At 62.0% G+C, this 15,784-nt stretch carries 12 protein-coding genes and 1 riboswitch; of the genes, 9 read left to right on the top strand and 3 right to left on the bottom strand.

The features are described 5' to 3' along the window. The first annotated feature begins 6 nt into the window (after positions 1 to 6). The 7 genes from flgG (at position 7) to mgtE (ending at position 8,789) form a co-directional block, all read left to right on the top strand. The gene (flgG, locus tag AB5Y95_RS09060; protein WP_005302762.1) at positions 7 to 795 is read left to right on the top strand and encodes a flagellar basal-body rod protein FlgG; all 789 of its coding nucleotides are present in this window, start codon (positions 7 to 9) and stop codon (positions 793 to 795) included. Between the two features lie 14 nt (positions 796 to 809). Continuing rightward, entirely contained in the window at positions 810 to 1,481 is a 672-nt protein-coding gene (gene flgH / locus AB5Y95_RS09065; protein WP_005302761.1) for a flagellar basal body L-ring protein FlgH, read from the top strand. An 8-nt stretch (positions 1,482 to 1,489) separates the two neighbouring features. Then, the gene (locus tag AB5Y95_RS09070; RefSeq protein WP_010633466.1) at positions 1,490 to 2,587 is read left to right on the top strand and encodes a flagellar basal body P-ring protein FlgI; all 1,098 of its coding nucleotides are present in this window, start codon (positions 1,490 to 1,492) and stop codon (positions 2,585 to 2,587) included. Between the two features lie 47 nt (positions 2,588 to 2,634). Continuing rightward, the gene (flgJ, locus tag AB5Y95_RS09075) at positions 2,635 to 3,726 is read left to right on the top strand and encodes a flagellar assembly peptidoglycan hydrolase FlgJ (RefSeq protein ID WP_017765625.1); all 1,092 of its coding nucleotides are present in this window, start codon (positions 2,635 to 2,637) and stop codon (positions 3,724 to 3,726) included. A gap of 3 nt (positions 3,727 to 3,729) precedes the next feature. Next, entirely contained in the window at positions 3,730 to 5,730 is a 2,001-nt protein-coding gene (locus tag AB5Y95_RS09080) for a flagellar basal body rod C-terminal domain-containing protein (RefSeq protein WP_368160670.1), read from the top strand. A gap of 4 nt (positions 5,731 to 5,734) precedes the next feature. Beyond that, positions 5,735 to 6,943, top strand: a complete 1,209-nt coding sequence (gene flgL, locus AB5Y95_RS09085) for a flagellar hook-associated protein FlgL (RefSeq protein WP_017782329.1) — start codon at positions 5,735 to 5,737, stop codon at positions 6,941 to 6,943. A 212-nt stretch (positions 6,944 to 7,155) separates the two neighbouring features. Then, positions 7,156 to 7,325: riboswitch (M-box (ykoK) riboswitch) on the top strand. 120 nt (positions 7,326 to 7,445) lie between these two features. After that, complete coding sequence (gene mgtE / locus AB5Y95_RS09090; protein WP_005302756.1) at positions 7,446 to 8,789, top strand: magnesium transporter; 1,344 nt, start codon at positions 7,446 to 7,448, stop codon at positions 8,787 to 8,789. A gap of 65 nt (positions 8,790 to 8,854) precedes the next feature. On the opposite strand, the gene ppx is transcribed toward mgtE, so the two are convergent. From ppx to AB5Y95_RS09105, 3 genes are all read right to left on the bottom strand, one after another. Then, positions 8,855 to 10,345 carry an exopolyphosphatase gene (gene ppx, locus AB5Y95_RS09095; RefSeq protein ID WP_368160672.1) on the bottom strand — a complete coding sequence of 497 codons (1,491 nt, stop codon included), beginning with the start codon at positions 10,343 to 10,345 and terminating at the stop codon, positions 8,855 to 8,857. Next, positions 10,335 to 12,404 carry a polyphosphate kinase 1 gene (ppk1, locus tag AB5Y95_RS09100; protein WP_017765621.1) on the bottom strand — a complete coding sequence of 690 codons (2,070 nt, stop codon included), beginning with the start codon at positions 12,402 to 12,404 and terminating at the stop codon, positions 10,335 to 10,337. Before ppk1 ends, ppx begins: the two co-directional genes overlap by 11 nt. Before the next feature lie 75 nt (positions 12,405 to 12,479). Further along, on the bottom strand, positions 12,480 to 12,992 hold the full coding sequence (locus AB5Y95_RS09105; protein ID WP_005302753.1) for a glycine cleavage system protein R: 513 nt from the start codon (positions 12,990 to 12,992) through the stop codon (positions 12,480 to 12,482). Between the two features lie 210 nt (positions 12,993 to 13,202). Here AB5Y95_RS09105 and AB5Y95_RS09110 point away from each other — a divergent pair, with 210 nt between their 5' ends. Beyond that, positions 13,203 to 14,072: a DUF2726 domain-containing protein gene (locus AB5Y95_RS09110; RefSeq protein WP_368160674.1), complete on the top strand. Its 870-nt coding sequence runs from the start codon at positions 13,203 to 13,205 to the stop codon at positions 14,070 to 14,072. Between the two features lie 280 nt (positions 14,073 to 14,352). Further along, entirely contained in the window at positions 14,353 to 15,774 is a 1,422-nt protein-coding gene (locus AB5Y95_RS09115) for a sigma-54 dependent transcriptional regulator (RefSeq protein WP_005302751.1), read from the top strand. Positions 15,775 to 15,784 lie beyond the last annotated feature (10 nt).

The raw sequence follows: 15,784 nt of genomic DNA on the forward strand, positions 1-15,784 counted from the left end.
TTTTACATGAACCCTGCACTTTGGATCAGCAAGACCGGGTTGGATGCACAGCAGACCAATATCTCGGTTACCTCGAACAACCTGGCGAACGCCAGCACCGTGGGTTACAAAAAATCCCGGGCCATCTTCGAGGATCTGCTCTATCAAAACATCAATCAGCCGGGCGGTCGCTCGTCGGCCGACACCGAGCTCCCCTCCGGCCTGATGCTGGGGGCGGGTGCCAAGGTGGTGGCCACTCAGAAGAACCACAGCCAGGGCAACGTGCAGACCACCGACAACTCGCTGGATCTGATGATAAGCGGCCGCGGCTACTTCGAGATCCAGCTGCCGGACGGCAGCGCCGCCTATACCCGCAACGGCCAGTTCACCCTCAACGATGAAGGGACCATAGTCACGCCGGGCAACGGCTATCCGTTGCAGCCGGAAATCCAGATCCCCGAGAACGCCCAGAGCGTCACCATAGGGGAAGATGGGCAGGTCTCGGTGCAGCTCAAGGGGGATGGGGCTTCCCAGGTCATCGGCCAGATCAATACCAGCGACTTCGTCAATGCCTCCGGTTTGCAGCCGATGGGGGAGAACATGTTCGTCGAGACCCAGTCCAGCGGAGCCCCCATTCAGGGGGTGGCCGGCACGGACGGGCTTGGAGTGATCAAGCAGGGCATGCTGGAGACCTCCAACGTCAACGTGACCGAAGAGCTGGTCAACCTGATCCAGGCCCAGCGGGTGTACGAGATGAACTCCAAGGTTCTCTCGGCGGTGGACGGCATGATGTCCTTCCTGATCCAGCGCACATAAGTAGGAGGCGCACAATGAAAGCCATATGGATGCTGGGACTGATGGTGTTGGGGGGCTGCAGCAGCACCCCCAATACCCCCAAGCCCGATGATCCCGAGTTTGCCCCCGTCTACGGGGAGTCGGAGCCGGTCTCGGTCAGACCGACCGGGGCGATTTTCCAGCCCGATCAGGTCAACGGCATCTACTCGGACATCAAGGCGCACAAGGTGGGTGACATCATCACCATCGAGCTGGCCGAGTCCACCTCTGCCTCCAAGAAGGCCAATACCCAGAGCGGTAAGGACAACAAGCTGACGATGAACACGGCGATGCTGGGTGGCGTGCCGGTAACGGCCGGCCCCTATGATCTGTCTGCCTCCCTTGGCCAGAATGGCGCTTTCAAGGGGCAGGCCAAGGCGGATCAGAGCAACAGCCTGCAGGGCAACATCTCCGTCAGCGTGGCCAAGGTACTGCCCAACGGCAACCTGCTGGTGCGCGGCGAGAAGTGGATCATGCTCAACAACGGCAATGAATATATCCGGATCACCGGCATGATCCGCCCCGAGGATGTGACCACGGACAACAGCGTCTCCTCCCAGAAGGTGGCCAATGCCCGCATCCATTACGGTGGTACCGGCGATCTGGCCAACAGCCAGGAACAGGGGTGGCTCACCAGCTTTTTCAATGGTCCCTGGTGGCCGCTCTAGGAGGTGTTATGAAGTCGCTCCGTCTTGTTGCCCTGTTTTGCTGCCTGTTGCCCCTGGGGATGGCCCATGCCTCCCGGATCAAGGACATCAGCTCGGTGGAAGGGGTGCGCAGCAACCAGCTGATCGGCTACGGCCTGGTAGTGGGTCTGCCCGGCACGGGTGAGAAGAGCAACGCCTTCACCGAGCAGACGTTTCGCACCATGCTGAACAATTTCGGCATCAAGGTACCGGACAACATCAAGCCGAAGATCAAGGACGTGGCGCCGGTGGCTATCCATGCCGATCTGCCCCCTTTTTCCAAACCGGGGCAGACCATAGATGTGACCGTATCGGCCATCGGTGAGGCCAAGAGCCTGCGTGGCGGCACCCTGCTGCAAAGCTTCCTGAAAGGGCTGGATGGCCGGGTCTATGCCGTAGCGCAGGGCAGCCTGGTGGTTGGCGGGCTGGGGGCCGAGGGGGCTGACGGCTCCAAGGTGGTGGTCAATACGCCTACCGTGGGTCGCATCGCCAACGGGGCCACCGTGGAGCGGGAGGTTCCGAACTCCTTCAGCCAGGGGGATACCATCACCTTCAACCTGAATCGTCCCGACTTTACCACGGCGCGCCGGCTGGCCGACGTGGTCAACGATCTGGTCGGCCCCAATACCGCGCAGGCGCTCGATGCCACCTCGGTCAAGGTCTATGCGCCGCGGGATCCGGGCCAGCGGGTCTCCTATCTCGCCACCATCGAGAACCTGGAGGTGGATCCGGCCACCGAGGCGGCCAAGATCATCGTCAACTCCCGTACCGGCACCATCGTCATCGGCAGCCAGGTGCGGCTCAAGCCGGCGGCCATCAGCCACGGCGGCTTGACGGTCACCATCGCGGAGAATCAGCAGGTGTCCCAGCCCAATCCGCTCTCGGGTGGCCAGACGGCGGTGACGAACAACTCCACCATCAATGTGCAGCAGGAGCAGGGGCGCATGTTCAAGCTGGATACCGGGGCGACCCTGGATGATCTGGTGCGGGCGGTGAACCAGGTCGGGGTGGCACCCGGCGACCTGATGGCGATCCTGGAGGCGCTGCAGCAGGCTGGCGCCATCGAAGGCCAGCTGGTCATACTGTAATCAACAAGCGGCAAGGGGTTGCCACGGGCGGCAATGAGGTAAGCAAAATGGCAGAGTTAGATAACAACGGCGGCGTGAATCTGGGCATGGTACAGGACATCCAGAACCTGGATCGCCTGCGCCAGTTGAGCCAGAGCAAGGAGGGGAAAGCGGATGCGCTGATGGCCGCCTCCCGCCAGTTCGAGTCCATTTTTACCCAGACCCTGTTCCAGAGCATGCGCCAGGCCAACCAGGTGCTGACCCAGGACAGCCCTTTCAACAGCAGCTACACCCAGTTCTACGAGGGGATGCTGGACGAGCAGCGGGTCGCCGACATGTCGAGCAAGGGGGGGATCGGTCTGGCCGCCATGGTGGCCAAGCAGCTCTCGCCGGAGACCTTCACCCATCACGACGGGCGGGTGCTCAAGATGCCCCAGCGTACCGAGCGGGTCTACAAACCCTATCAGCCGCCCACCTCCGCCGCCAACGATCTCATCTCCGCCTCAAAAGTTGGCAAAGATTTTGCTGAGAAAGAGATGCAAGGGGATACCCAGCCTCAGACAGCGCTGCACCGTACCCGCCGAACCGTACCGCCCATGGGGCCGGCGGCAGAGGTACATGGCATGCGCAGTCACAAGGCGCTGGACGATACCGCACAGGTGTTCGACTCCCCTGAAGAGTTTGTCGACCGACTGATGCCGCTGGCCAAGAAGGCGGCCGCCAAGCTGGGGTTGAGCCCGGCGGTGCTGGTGGCGCAGGCCGCGCTGGAAAGTGGCTGGGGCAAACGGGTGATCAAGAACGGGGAGGGGCAGGTGACCCACAACCTGTTCGGCATCAAGGCCGACCCGCGCTGGGAAGGACCCAAGACAGTGGTCAGCACTCTGGAATATGAAAAAGGAGTGGCGTCGCGCCAGAAGGCCGCGTTTCGCTCTTACGAGTCGTTCGAAGAGAGTTTCAACGACTATGTCGATTTCCTGACATCGGGCTCCCGCTACAAGGGGGCGCTGGCCAAGGTGGACAGTCCGGATCGCTATTTCGAAGCCTTGCAACAGGCCGGATACGCCACCGACCCGCACTATGCTAGGAAACTGAAACAGGTATTGCGCAGTGATGCCATTGCCGGCTACTCCGCGACCAACACGACAGAAATGGAGCTGTAAGTCATGGCAAGCGATCTGCTTGGAATTGGTACCTCGGGTGTGATGGCCCAGCAGCGGCTGCTGCAGACCACCAGTAACAACATCGTCAACGTCAATAGCCAGGGCTATGTGCGTGAACGTACCCTGATCTATACCAATGCCAACGGACTCGGCACCGGGGACATGCTGACCGAGCGGGTCATCAACGCCTATGCCCAGGGGGAGGTCAGACGCGACACTTCGGCCTTCTATGCCTCTTCCACCCGTTATCAGCAGCTCGCCAACACCGACACCCTGCTGGGGGATACCAGCAACAGCGTCGGCGCCGCCATCAGCTCCTATTTCGAGGGGTTCCATACCGCCAACGAAGCACCCGCCGACATCTCGGGCCGCAAGACCACCCTGAGCGGGCTGAGCGGCATGGTGAACCGCTTTCATACCCTGTCGGCCCAGCTGGACAAGCAGACCGACACCATCAACACCACCATCGAAGATGAAGCCAAGCGGGTGAACAGCCTGATCAACAGCATCAACGATCTGAACCAGGCCATCATTCGCACCCAGGGCACGCCGGAAGAGAACCTGATGCTGTTCGACCAGCGGGACGAGGCCATTCGCCAGCTCTCCGAGAAGATGGAGATCCGCACCGTGCCGCAGGACAACGGCAGCATGCTGGTCAACATGAGCACCGGCCACTCCCTGGTGCTCAACGGAAGCGTTGCCCAGCTCAGCGTGGTGCCGGGAAATCCCGATGCCCGTGAGTCCGAGTTGCAGCTGGTCATGGACCCCAACAAGGTCGCCCTCAATGACAAGGACATAGGCGGCGGGATAGGGGGGCTCTTCTCCGCCCGCAACGATCTGGAGCCGGCCAAGCGCGAGCTGGGTCAGCTGGCGGCCGCCATGGCGGATGCCATGAACCAGCAAAACCGGTTGGGGATGGATCTGGACAACGAGCTGGGGGGGGATCTCTTCTCTCTCGGCACGAGCGATGGCCTGCCCTACAGCCAAAATACCGGCAACGCTACCGCCAAGGTGAGCTTCGTGCCCGGCAAGGGGACGGAAGTGACCACCTTCGACTACGAGGTGCAGTTCAGCAGTGCCACCGGCTACGAGGTGTTCTCGGTGGACAAGGATGGCAACCGCACCTCGCTGGCCACCGGCACCACGCCACCCGCCACCGTGCAGGTGGCGGGGCACGGCATCCAGTTCGATCTCTCCGGCACGCCGGCGGCGGGGGACAAGATCTTGCTGCAACCCACCAAGCGGGCGGCTGCTGGCCTGGACCAGCTGGTGACCCGGGCCGAAGATCTGGCGCTGGCATCGCCGCTCAAGGCGGATAAAGGCAAGAACAACTTCGGTTCGGGCGAGATCAAGCTCAATGGTATCACCAATACCGGCGCCGGTTCCGGCTTTGGCACCAACAGCCTGGATCCGGCCTCACCCCAGGTGGTGAAGATAGACGTCAGCGGCAACTACCAGGTCTATGCCGCGGACGGTACCACCCTGATCGGGGTTGCCCCCGCCTCCAGCAAGGGGCAGAACCTGATGGCGGCCCTCGAGAATCCGCTTGGTGGCCCCAAGGTGTATGCCACTCCGACCCAGACCCCGGGTTATGAGTTCAGCATCACCGGCAAGGTGGAAGCCAATGACAGCTTCACCCTGAGCTACAACACCGATGGTTTTGCCGACAACGCCAACGGCCTGGCGCTTGCCGAACTGCAGAACAAGGATCTGGTGCGCAAGAGCAGCAACGCCGGCACCAGCAACGACAAGATGACCTTCAACGAGGCCTACTCCAGCCTGGTGACCGGGGTGGGCAACACCACCAGCCAGGCCAAGAGCCAGCTCAAGGCCGATGAAACGAAATTGACCCAGAGCAGGGCGATTTTCGAGAGTGTCTCCGGCGTCAGTCTGGAGGAGGAGGCGGCCAACCTGATCCGCTATCAGCAGTCCTATGCCGCCTCCGCCCAGATCGTCAGCACCGCCAAGACCATCTTCGACACCCTGCTGTCATCAGTGAGGTAACCCGATGCGTATCACTACCAACATGGTCTATGACCGCAACATCTCCTCGCTGAACAGTGCCAACGAGCGGCTGAGTACGGCCTATGAGCAACTGATGACGGGGGAGAAGTTCAAGTCGGCGGGGGAGGACCCTTCCGGCATGAGCCAGAAGCTGGCGCTGACCAAGGAGATCGATCTCTTCAAGCAGTACGGGGTCAACGGCAGCCTGCTGGAAAACAGCCTGGGCCACGAGGAGACGGTGCTGACCGCCCTCAACACCGCCATGACCAGTGCCCAGACCCTGATCCAGAAGGCGAACGACTCGGCGGTGGGGTACGAGGATCGCCAGGCTATTGCCAGCGAGCTGGAGGGGCTGCAAAAGCAGATGTTCGACCTGATGAACAGCAAGAACTCCCAGGGCGAATATATCTTCGGCGGCAATCAGAGCAAGACCCAGCCCTTCATTCAGGATGCCAGCGGCAACTACATCTTTCAGGGGGATACCGGCCAGCGCAAGATCCAGGTGTCGCCGACGGTGCAGATTGCCGCCAACGATTCTGGCTTCAACCTGTTTGAAATCGTGCCGACCCGTCGTACCAGTAGCGCGGGGAGCGCCAATATTCAGGTCGGGGTGGCCGATCAGGGCCACTTCGACAGTTTTTACCGCAACAACTATGACCCTTCGCTCGCCAGCAACCAGTACACGGTGAACACCATCGCCGGCACGCCGGATACCTACGAGATCAGGGACGGTGGCGGTACCCTGCTGCAAAGCGGCGACTATGTGGCGGGCAACAAGATCCCCTTCAACGGGCTGGAGCTGACCCTGTCGCTGCCGGCGGGGGGCGCGGCGCAGAACTTCGTGCTGGATCCGCCCCAGAACAACAACATCCTGGATGGCATGTCCGATTTCATCACGGCGCTGCGGGATCCCAACATCACGCCGGATACCTTCCAGCTGAAGGTGGCGGATGCCACCGCCCACATGAAGAATGCCCGTCTGAACGTGGATCAGGGGCTGGGGGAGATCGGCGGGCGCATGAACGGGCTGGAGCAGGTGATGGGTTCGAACGAGGGCTTGAGTACCCTCAACCAGCAGGCGAGGGCCAAGGTCTCCGAAGCGGATCTCTATGAGGTGATCGCCACCCTGTCGAAAGAGGATGCGGCCCTGAGCGCCACCCAGCTCTCCTTCAGCAAGATCAGCAAGTTGACCCTGTTCGACTACATCCGCTGAGCTTTTTTCATCGCTTACGGCCCTGGCTGGCCGCAAGCGATGGTTGCCGTTTCACTCCCTTTTTTCCGTTTTTTTATCCTCATTCAACTCCCCTTGCCAACCAATTGTAACAAGCTGTTGCCATAGGCCATTTAGCCCCTTGCCCCGGGTTGACTCCTATTGAGCGTTCGATAATCATGCTGCCCGCACAACAGAGGGTTGTGCGACTATTTGCAGCATCTCGTTAGGCGAGGCTCCTGTATAAACACAGGCCACTGATCTCACGACGTCCAGAGACGCCCAAGATCAGGACAGTTTTCATCGGATTAAGGTGTAAACCCAAGTGGCTTCCGGCATGCCGGATACGTTATGCAGTGCTAAAGCTGGTACGTGGGGATGATGACACGCCGAACGGCGTCATTTCCTGCCTATTACTCGTCAATCAAATTGCTGTTTTCTTTCAGACGGCGACGGATCACCGTTCGCGCTCAGGCTTGCCTGAAATCACATGAGGTCATTTGTGATGAAGAAAACACAGACACTACTCAATCGTCACCAACTGCTCGATCTGGCCGCCCTGCAGGGCTGGCTGGAGCACAATCTGGATCCGGTGCAGCGCGCCGATCAACTGCTGACCCTGCGTCCGGAAGAGCTCAACTGCATCTTCGATACCCTGCCCATCAACGAGGGAGCGGCACTGCTCGGCTCGCTGTCGGCGGAGTGTGCCGGCCGGCTGCTGATGCGACTGCATGTCAGCATCGTCAGCCTGTTGCAGGGGGCCATGCCGCGACGCGACATGCTGGCCATTCTGCGCCGGTTGGGAAGCAGTGATCGCACCATGCTGCTTGCCCGTTTCCCGGAGCAGGTACAGTCCACCTTCTACTCCCTGCTCGACTGGCCGACCGAATCGGTGGGCGCCAACATGCGCCACGAGTTTCTGGCCATCGGCGATCAGGAGACGGTGGGCAGTGCCAAGCAGCTGATCCACGATGCCTGGGACAACGCCCAGCTGTTCCAGAACCTCTATGTGGTCAACAACGACAAACGCCTGCTCGGCAGCATCTCGCTCAAATCCCTGCTGATTGCCGACCCGCAACTGCCGGTGAGCGAGCTGATGGACCGGGAGGTGGTGCGCATCAACGCCCGGGCGGATCAGGAGCTGGCCGCCCGCCTGCTGATCGATCGTGACCTCTCGACCTTGCCGGTGGAGGATCAGGGCAAGCTGGTGGGTATCTTCCACGTGGACGATGCAGCCGACATCCTGGAGCTCGAATCCACCGAGGATGCGGAGATGCAGGGTGGCTCCTCGCCGCTCGATACCCCCTATCTGCAGGCGACCCCCTGGCAGCTGTGGCGCAAGCGGGTAGGCTGGCTGCTGATCCTGTTCGTGGCCGAAGCCTATACAGGTACCGTGCTGCGGGCCTTTGAAGAGCAGCTGGAAGCCGCCATCGCGCTGGCCTTCTTCATCCCGCTGCTGATCGGCACCGGCGGCAACAGCGGCACCCAGATCACCACCACGATCGTCCGTGCCATGGCGGTGGGGGAGGTGAGCCTGCGCAACCTCGGCACCGTGCTGAAAAAGGAGATCTCCACCGGTCTGCTCATCTCGGCCGCCATCGCGCTGGCGGCCTGGGTGCGGGCCTGGAGCCTGGGGGTCGGTCCCCAGATCGGCATGGTCGTCACCCTGACCATCATCGCTATCGTGCTGTGGAGCGCCACCGTCGCCTCTGTGATCCCCATGGTGCTGCGTCGTTTTCGCATCGACCCGGCGGTGGTGTCCGCCCCCTTCATCGCCACCCTGGTGGACGGCACCGGTCTTATCATCTACTTCGAGATTGCCAAGCTGCTGTTGCCCGAGCTGCAGTAAGTCGCCATCTGAGAAAACGCAAAAGGCAGCCCATGGGCTGCCTTTTTTGCATCCGTCGCCCGCGCTCAGCCGAGCTGGAACAGCAGCGGCCAGCCCTGCTCCTGGCAATAGCGGTGCTCCTTCTCCAGATTCTGCATCAGCAATTTGTTCTCCTCGCACCAGTCGAGCGGCAGGGTCACCACCAGCTGATCGCCTTGCGCCGCGACCTTCCACTCGGGCAACAGGTTGTCCTGACGCCTGTGGTGGGCGGCCACGGCGAGGCGCAGGATGCGGATGCAGCGCAGCACCGTCTGCTCGTCGTGGTTGGGCAGGGCGGGCAGCTCGGCGAGTTTGAGCCCCTTGCGCTGGAAGCGCACCAGGGCCGCTAGCAGGGCCTGATCGTCCTGGTTGAAGCCGGGCAGATCGGTGTGTTGCAGGATATAGGCGGAGTGGCGGTGGATGCCGCTGTAGTTGATGGCAAGGCCAATCTCGTGCAGCCGCGCCGCCCAGCCGAGGATGGCGCGATAGGGCTCTACCGGCAGCTGCCATGGCACCTGCAGGGCATCAAACAGGGTCAGCACGCTCTGCTCCACCCGGGCGGCCTGCTTTCGGTCCAGCCGGTAGTGGGTGCCGAGGGCCTGGGCGGTGCGCTCACGAATGTCGTGGTGCTGCAGCCGCTCCTCGAACTCATACAGCAAGCCTTCGCGCAGGGCGCCGTCGGAGTACTCCATCCGTTCGATGGGCAGCGAGGTGAAGAGCCCGATCAGGATGGCGACCGCGGCGGCAAACACCTCCTGGCGCTCTTCGGTGAGGCCGGCCAGCTTGAGATCGGCGACCCGCTTGTGGGCCAGCATCTCCTCTTTGAGCCGCTCCAGCCCGGCGAGGGTGATGCTGCCGTCGGTCCAGCCCTCCCCCTGCAGGACATCACGCACGGTGCGGATCGATCCCGAACTGCCGAGGCAGCTCTGCCAGCCCAGCTTGCGGTACTGGTTGATGATGGGGGCGAGCTGATGCTGGGCCTCCAGCACGGCGCCGTTGAAGGCTTTCTCGCCGAGCTTGCCGTTGGCAAAGAAGCTCTGGGTAAAGCTGACGCAGCCCATTTTGCGGCTGGTGAGCGCCTTGTGTTCAAACCCCTCGCCGATGATGAGCTCGGTGCTGCCGCCGCCGATGTCCACCACCAGCACCTGTCCCTCGATGTGCTGGGTATGGGCGACCCCCTGATAGATGAGGCGCGCCTCCTCCTGGCCGCTGATGATCTCGATGGGGTGGTTGAGCACCTTGGCCGCCTCGCTCACAAACTCGCGGGCATTGCTGGCGCGGCGCAACGTGTAGGTACCGGCGATGCGGATCTGATCCGGATTGATGTTGGTAAGCCGCTCGGCAAAGATCGACAGGCAGGCTAGGCCGCGAGCCATCGCCTCCGGGCTCATCCGCTTGTGGGCATCCATCCCGTCGGCCAGCCGCACCCGCTCTTTGATGCGATCGACGATGCGAAAGCGCCCCTCGCTGAGATGGGCGATCACCATGTGAAAGCTGTTCGAGCCGAGATCGACGGCGGCGTACAGGCTATTGTCCATTGTTTGACTCTATGCGTTTGAGGTAGTCGTAAATCGCGACCTGGGAGCGAATTTTGCGGCGGTTGCCCCGCTTCACGTATTCGTTCTTCTGGTCGGCATCGATGACCCGCGCCTTGCAGGTGTCACTCAGTTGTAGCTCGAGAATATCCAGGATGCGCTGCTTGAGGCGCTCGTCGTAGATGGGGGTGCCCACCTCGATGCGACCGTCAATGTTGCGGCTCATCCAGTCGGCGCTGGAGATATAGAGCTGGGGGTTGCCCCGGTTGTGGAACACCATCACCCGCGGATGTTCGAGGAAGCGGTCGATGATGCTGATGACCCGGATGTTGTCGCTAAGACCCGGCACCCCGGGGCGCAGGGCGCACATGCCGCGGATGATCATCTGGATGGGCACCCCGGCCTGGCCGGCGGCGTAGAGCCGGTTGATAAGATCCCTGTCCACCAGGTTGTTGATCTTGAGGGTGATGCCGCTGGGCTGCCCCGCCTTGGCGTTGGTGAGCTCGTTGTCGATGAGCCGATAGAGCTGGCGCCGGCTGTTGATGGGGGAGACCAGCAGGTGGTTGAACTTGTAGCGCCGGTAGGGATACTCGATGTATTCGAACACGCTCTCCACCTCGGCGGTGATGTCCGGGTGGCGGGTCAGCAGGGAGAAGTCGGTGTAGATCTTGGCGGTCTTCTCGTTGAAGTTGCCGGTGCCGATGTGGGCGTAGCGCACCGCCTCGCCATTCTCGTGGCGGGTGATGAGGCAGAGCTTGGAGTGGATCTTGAGGCTTGGCACCCCGAACACCACCTTGACCCCCGCATTGGTCAGGATATTGGCCCAGTCGATGTTGGCCGCCTCATCGAAACGGGCGCGCAGCTCCACCACCACGGTCACCTTCTTGCCGTTGTTGGCGGCATCGATCAGGGAGTGAATGATGCGCGACTTCTTGGCCACCCGGTAGATATTGATGCGAATGGCGCTCACCGCCGGATCGAACGCCGCCTGGCGCACCAGCTCGGTGAAGTGGTGGAACTTGTGGTACGGGTAGTAGAGCAGTATGTCCTGCTTGGTGATGGCGTCGAAGGCGTTGACGAAACCGTCGAAGTCGCGGCAATCGAGCGCCGGCAGCTTGGGGTTCTCCAGATAGTCCCGACCCACGTTGGGGAAGCCGATGAAATCCTTGAAGTTGTGATAGCGCCCGCCCGGCATGATGGCGTCGTAGGAGCTGATCTGCAGCTTGAGCTTCAAGAAGCTTATCATGGCTGCCGGCATCTCCCGCTCGTAGACGAAGCGCACCGGCATGGCGGTGAGGCGCTGTTTCAAGCCATCACTCATCTTGTCCACCAGGCTGAGGTCGAGCTGGTCGGAGAGGTCATACTCGGCATCCCGGGTCAGCTTGACCGCGTAGGCGGCAATCTCGTCGTAATCGAAGAAGCCCTTGAAGATCTCGTCCAGACAGAAGCGGATGACGTTGTCCAGGATGATGATCTGCTTCTTGCGGCGGGTCCCTTCTGGCGGCAGCTGGAAGAAGCGGGGCAGATCGTCGGTCGGCACCTCCACCAGGGCGTACTGGATCACCTGGCCGTTCTTCTTCATCTCGATGGCCAGATAGGTGTACTCGTCTTTCAGAAACTTGACCGGGTTGACCTCCTTGTTGAGCAGGATCGGGATGATGTGGCGCAGCACCTTCTCCTTGAAGAAAACCCGCAGCCACTGCTGGATGGATTCGGAGAGCTGGTTCTCGTTGACCAGGAAGATGTTGTGGCGGGCCAGCGCGATCAGCAGCTCCTTGTAGGTGTTGTCGAACGCCTCGCCGAGCGCCATCACCTTCTGCTGGATGGCCCGCAGCAACACCTTGGCCTCGTCGTCGCCGCCGTGCACCTCGTTGATCAGGATGCGGCGCTTGACGTCCGACACCCGTACCTTGAAGAACTCGTCCTGGTTGGAGGAGAAGATCCCCAGAAAACGGACCCGCTCGATGAGCGGGACCGTCTTGTCCATCGCCTCTTGCAACACCCGTTCATTGAATGAGAGCCAACTCAGCTCCTTCTCTTCATACTGCTTGTCGGTGCTCATGTGATGCCTCTGTGGTCAGGTCGCGTCTGCGCGGCAGTTATGGCGTGGAAATATGACAGATTGATGACCATCCGCTCAGTCGATGAAGGCCTGGTCGATGTCGACCACCAGATCGTCGGAGAGGGACTCCAGCGCACTGATGAGATCCCCCAGTTCGAGCCGGGGTGGCAGCGCCACCAGGGCGTGGGCGTAGAAGAGCGGGGCGCCGGAGTGGGGGGCGGGCTCGCAGCCGGTGGTGAGGTCGGCCACGTTGACGTTGAGCTGGCGCAAGATGCTGGCCACCTCGTGGACGATGCCGGCCCGGTCGTTGCCGGTGACGCTGACCATCACCTGCCGCTCCGGCTCCTGGCTGAGCTGGCCTTCGGCGAAGCTGACGGTGAGACCGGGCAGCATGGCCAGCGCCTCGCACAGGCTGCGGTAGTGCTCGTCAGGCACGCTCACGTGCAGGATGCCGGCAAACTGTCCCGCCAGCTCGCTCATGGAGCTGGCCAGCCAGTTGCCCTGCTGGTGGCTGATGACGTCCGCCAGACTCTCGACGATACCGGGCTTGTCCGCTCCGATCACGGTCACGACCAATTGCTTTTGCATCCTGCTCTCCTTGGAATTGGGTTTCTCCAGCATTGTGCCTGCTGTCACAGGCCATATGAAGCCCCGCCGGCAGCAAAAATGGCGAAAAAGCGCGGCGAAGAGGGGGCTAACGCCATTTCTGCACTGCCTGCGCCCGCAGCCGCGTGGTAGAGTGATGCCCCTGTTTTGTATTGTGAAACTAGCTGGCTCTGGTGAGCGGGATGTGCGCGTATGAATAGCCTTGTCGTATCGGGATTGATGTTGTTGGTGCTGCTTCTGCTGGCGATCTTCTGGAGCAGGGGCAGGAAGGGCAAGGCGCTGCCCTATGAGCTGCAGGAGACCCTGTTCAGCCCGGCGGAGCGCTCCTTCCTCGGTGTGCTGGATCTGGCGGTGGGCGACCAGGCCCGGGTCTTTGCCAAGGTGCGGGTGGCCGATGTGCTGACGCCGGAGGCGGGGATGGGCAAAAGCAAGTGGCAGCAGGCCTTCAACAAGATCAACGCCAAGCACGTGGACTATCTGCTCTGCCACCCCTCGGATCTTTCCTTCATCTGCGCCATCGAGCTTGATGACAGCTCCCACCGTCATCAGAAGCGCAAAGCGCGGGACAGCTTCCTCAAGGCCGCCTTTGACAGCGCCGGTCTGCCGCTGCTGCAGATCCCGGCGAGCAACCATTATCAAGTTGAGGAGCTGCGCGAACAGATCCTGCCGCTGCTGAACCGCAGCACGGATCTGCCGCAAGAGGATCTGCTGCCGGGTGAGCGCCGCGAGCCCACCTTCAGCCCTCTGCAGCTGGACAGGGTCGAGGTGGAAGAGCCCCACCATGGTGGCCGAGCCCCGGCCGTGGCCCCCATCAAGGCCATCGTATCACCACGCAGCGCGCCGCTGCCGGCGGCCGACGCCGAGCTGGTGGACAATCTGTTTGCCGAGGTGGAAGAGGACGAAGACGAGGCTCCCCATCAGGTGCCGCACTGCCCCCGTTGCGATGCGCCGTTGGTGGAGCGGGAAGCCAAGAAGGGACCCCATGCCGGCCGGCTGTTCCTGGCCTGCAGCCGCTTTCCCGAGTGCCGTTACGCCGCGCCCCACACTCACGCCCGTCATTGACCATCCTGCCTGCTTGCGGCCCGCTGCGGGCCGCAAGCAGGCGCTCCCGCTCCTGTTCCTCTCCTCCTCTTGTTTGCCTGCGGCCTGCTCGCGTTACCCAAAAAAAAGTGTCGACAAAATTTATCTTGTGACGCCGTTGGGTCGATAAACTTAGGTGAAATGCGACAAATTTTGACAATGCGTCGGAATTTTGGCACTTTGTGCATCCTGCATAAAGTGCGTGGCTTGACCACATAAGCACAATAAAACAATAAGTTACGTCGAGAATAGAGGGATGGATATGATGGCAATGGGAGTGTTGATTGTTGACGCCGATGCGCAGCGGCGCCAACAGTTGGGGACAGTTCTCTCGTTCATGGGGATCCCCTGGCAGGAGGTTGCCGAGGGTGATCTGGAGGTTGCCATCGAGTCATCCGGCCCGCTGCAGGGGGTTCTGACCGGTGCCCTCAATGGCCGGCCGCTGGGCGAGCTGCTGACCGGTTTTCCCCGGGTGCCTTTCCTGTCGCTGGTGGAAGCCGACTTCCCCAACAGCAACTTCATCGGGGTGGCTGAGTCCCCCTTTACCTATGAATCCCTGACCCGCCACCTCCATTTTTGCCAGGCCTTCGTCTCCCTCCACCCCCGTCAGCAGACCCACGACAAGGGGCAGGCGCTGCTGCGCCTGCTGGTGGGCAAGGGCAAGGGGATCCAGGAGGTGCGCCGGCTCATCAGCCAGGTGGCCGAGACCGATGCCAACGTGCTGATCCTCGGCGAATCGGGTACCGGCAAGGAGGTGGTGGCGCGCGCCATCCATGAACTCTCGGCCCGAAGCGCGGGCCCCTTCGTGCCCATCAACTGCGGCGCCATCCCGGCCGAGCTGCTCGAGAGCGAGCTGTTCGGTCACGAGAAGGGGGCCTTCACCGGTGCCATCGCCGCCCGGCGCGGTCGCTTCGAGCTGGCCCAGGGGGGCACCCTGTTTCTCGACGAGATCGGCGACATGCCGCTGCCGATGCAGGTCAAGCTGCTGCGGGTGCTGCAGGAGCGAATGTTTGATCGGGTCGGCGGTGGCAAGCCCATTCAGGCGGACGTGCGCATCATTGCGGCCACCCACCGGGATCTGGAGGCGATGATCCGCACCCAGGTCTTCCGTGAAGATCTCTACTATCGCCTCAACGTCTTCCCCATCGAGACCCCGCCGCTGCGGGATCGGGCCGACGACATCCCGCTGCTGCTGCAGGAGCTGCTCAATCGCCACGCCGAGCTGCATCAGGGGATGATCCGCCTGACTCAGCGCGCCATGGAGTCCCTGATGCAGTACCCCTGGCCTGGCAACGTGCGCGAGCTCTCCAACCTGCTGGAGCGGCTGCTCATCCTCTACCCGCAGCAGATCGTCGATGTGGCCGACCTGCCGAGCCGTTATCGGCTGCTGCCCTGCGAGCCGCGGGACGAGCGGCTGACCGAGATGGACGAGCGCGATGCGCTGGCCGCCGTGTTCCAGGATCCGCCCGAGCTGGATCTGCCCGCCAGCCACGCCCGCGCCATGCAGCTGCCGGAGGAGGGGGTCAACCTCAAGGAGATGCTGGCTGACCTGGAAGTGGAGCTGATCCGCCAGGCGCTGGAGTCCCAGGACGGGGTGGTGGCCCGCGCCGCCGACCTGCTCGGCATGCGCCGTACCACCCTGGTGGAGAAGATGAAAAAATACGGGATGAGCAAGGAAGCATGAGGGTCAAAGC

The organism is Aeromonas sp. R5-3 (genome assembly GCF_040908225.1).
In the GTDB taxonomy this organism is placed as follows: Bacteria; Pseudomonadota; Gammaproteobacteria; order Enterobacterales; family Aeromonadaceae; genus Aeromonas; species Aeromonas dhakensis.

Coding starts and splice junctions, on each gene's coding strand:
- flgH (WP_005302761.1), top strand. CDS start 810: ATGAAAGCCATATGGATGCTGGGACTGATGGTGTTGGGGGGCTGCAGC.
- ppx (WP_368160672.1), bottom strand. CDS start 10,345: ATGGACAATAGCCTGTACGCCGCCGTCGATCTCGGCTCGAACAGCTTT.
- AB5Y95_RS09105 (WP_005302753.1), bottom strand. CDS start 12,992: ATGCAAAAGCAATTGGTCGTGACCGTGATCGGAGCGGACAAGCCCGGT.
- flgJ (WP_017765625.1), top strand. CDS start 2,635: ATGGCAGAGTTAGATAACAACGGCGGCGTGAATCTGGGCATGGTACAG.
- flgL (WP_017782329.1), top strand. CDS start 5,735: ATGCGTATCACTACCAACATGGTCTATGACCGCAACATCTCCTCGCTG.
- AB5Y95_RS09070 (WP_010633466.1), top strand. CDS start 1,490: ATGAAGTCGCTCCGTCTTGTTGCCCTGTTTTGCTGCCTGTTGCCCCTG.
- flgG (WP_005302762.1), top strand. CDS start 7: ATGAACCCTGCACTTTGGATCAGCAAGACCGGGTTGGATGCACAGCAG.
- AB5Y95_RS09115 (WP_005302751.1), top strand. CDS start 14,353: ATGATGGCAATGGGAGTGTTGATTGTTGACGCCGATGCGCAGCGGCGC.
- ppk1 (WP_017765621.1), bottom strand. CDS start 12,404: ATGAGCACCGACAAGCAGTATGAAGAGAAGGAGCTGAGTTGGCTCTCA.
- AB5Y95_RS09110 (WP_368160674.1), top strand. CDS start 13,203: ATGAATAGCCTTGTCGTATCGGGATTGATGTTGTTGGTGCTGCTTCTG.
- mgtE (WP_005302756.1), top strand. CDS start 7,446: ATGAAGAAAACACAGACACTACTCAATCGTCACCAACTGCTCGATCTG.
- AB5Y95_RS09080 (WP_368160670.1), top strand. CDS start 3,730: ATGGCAAGCGATCTGCTTGGAATTGGTACCTCGGGTGTGATGGCCCAG.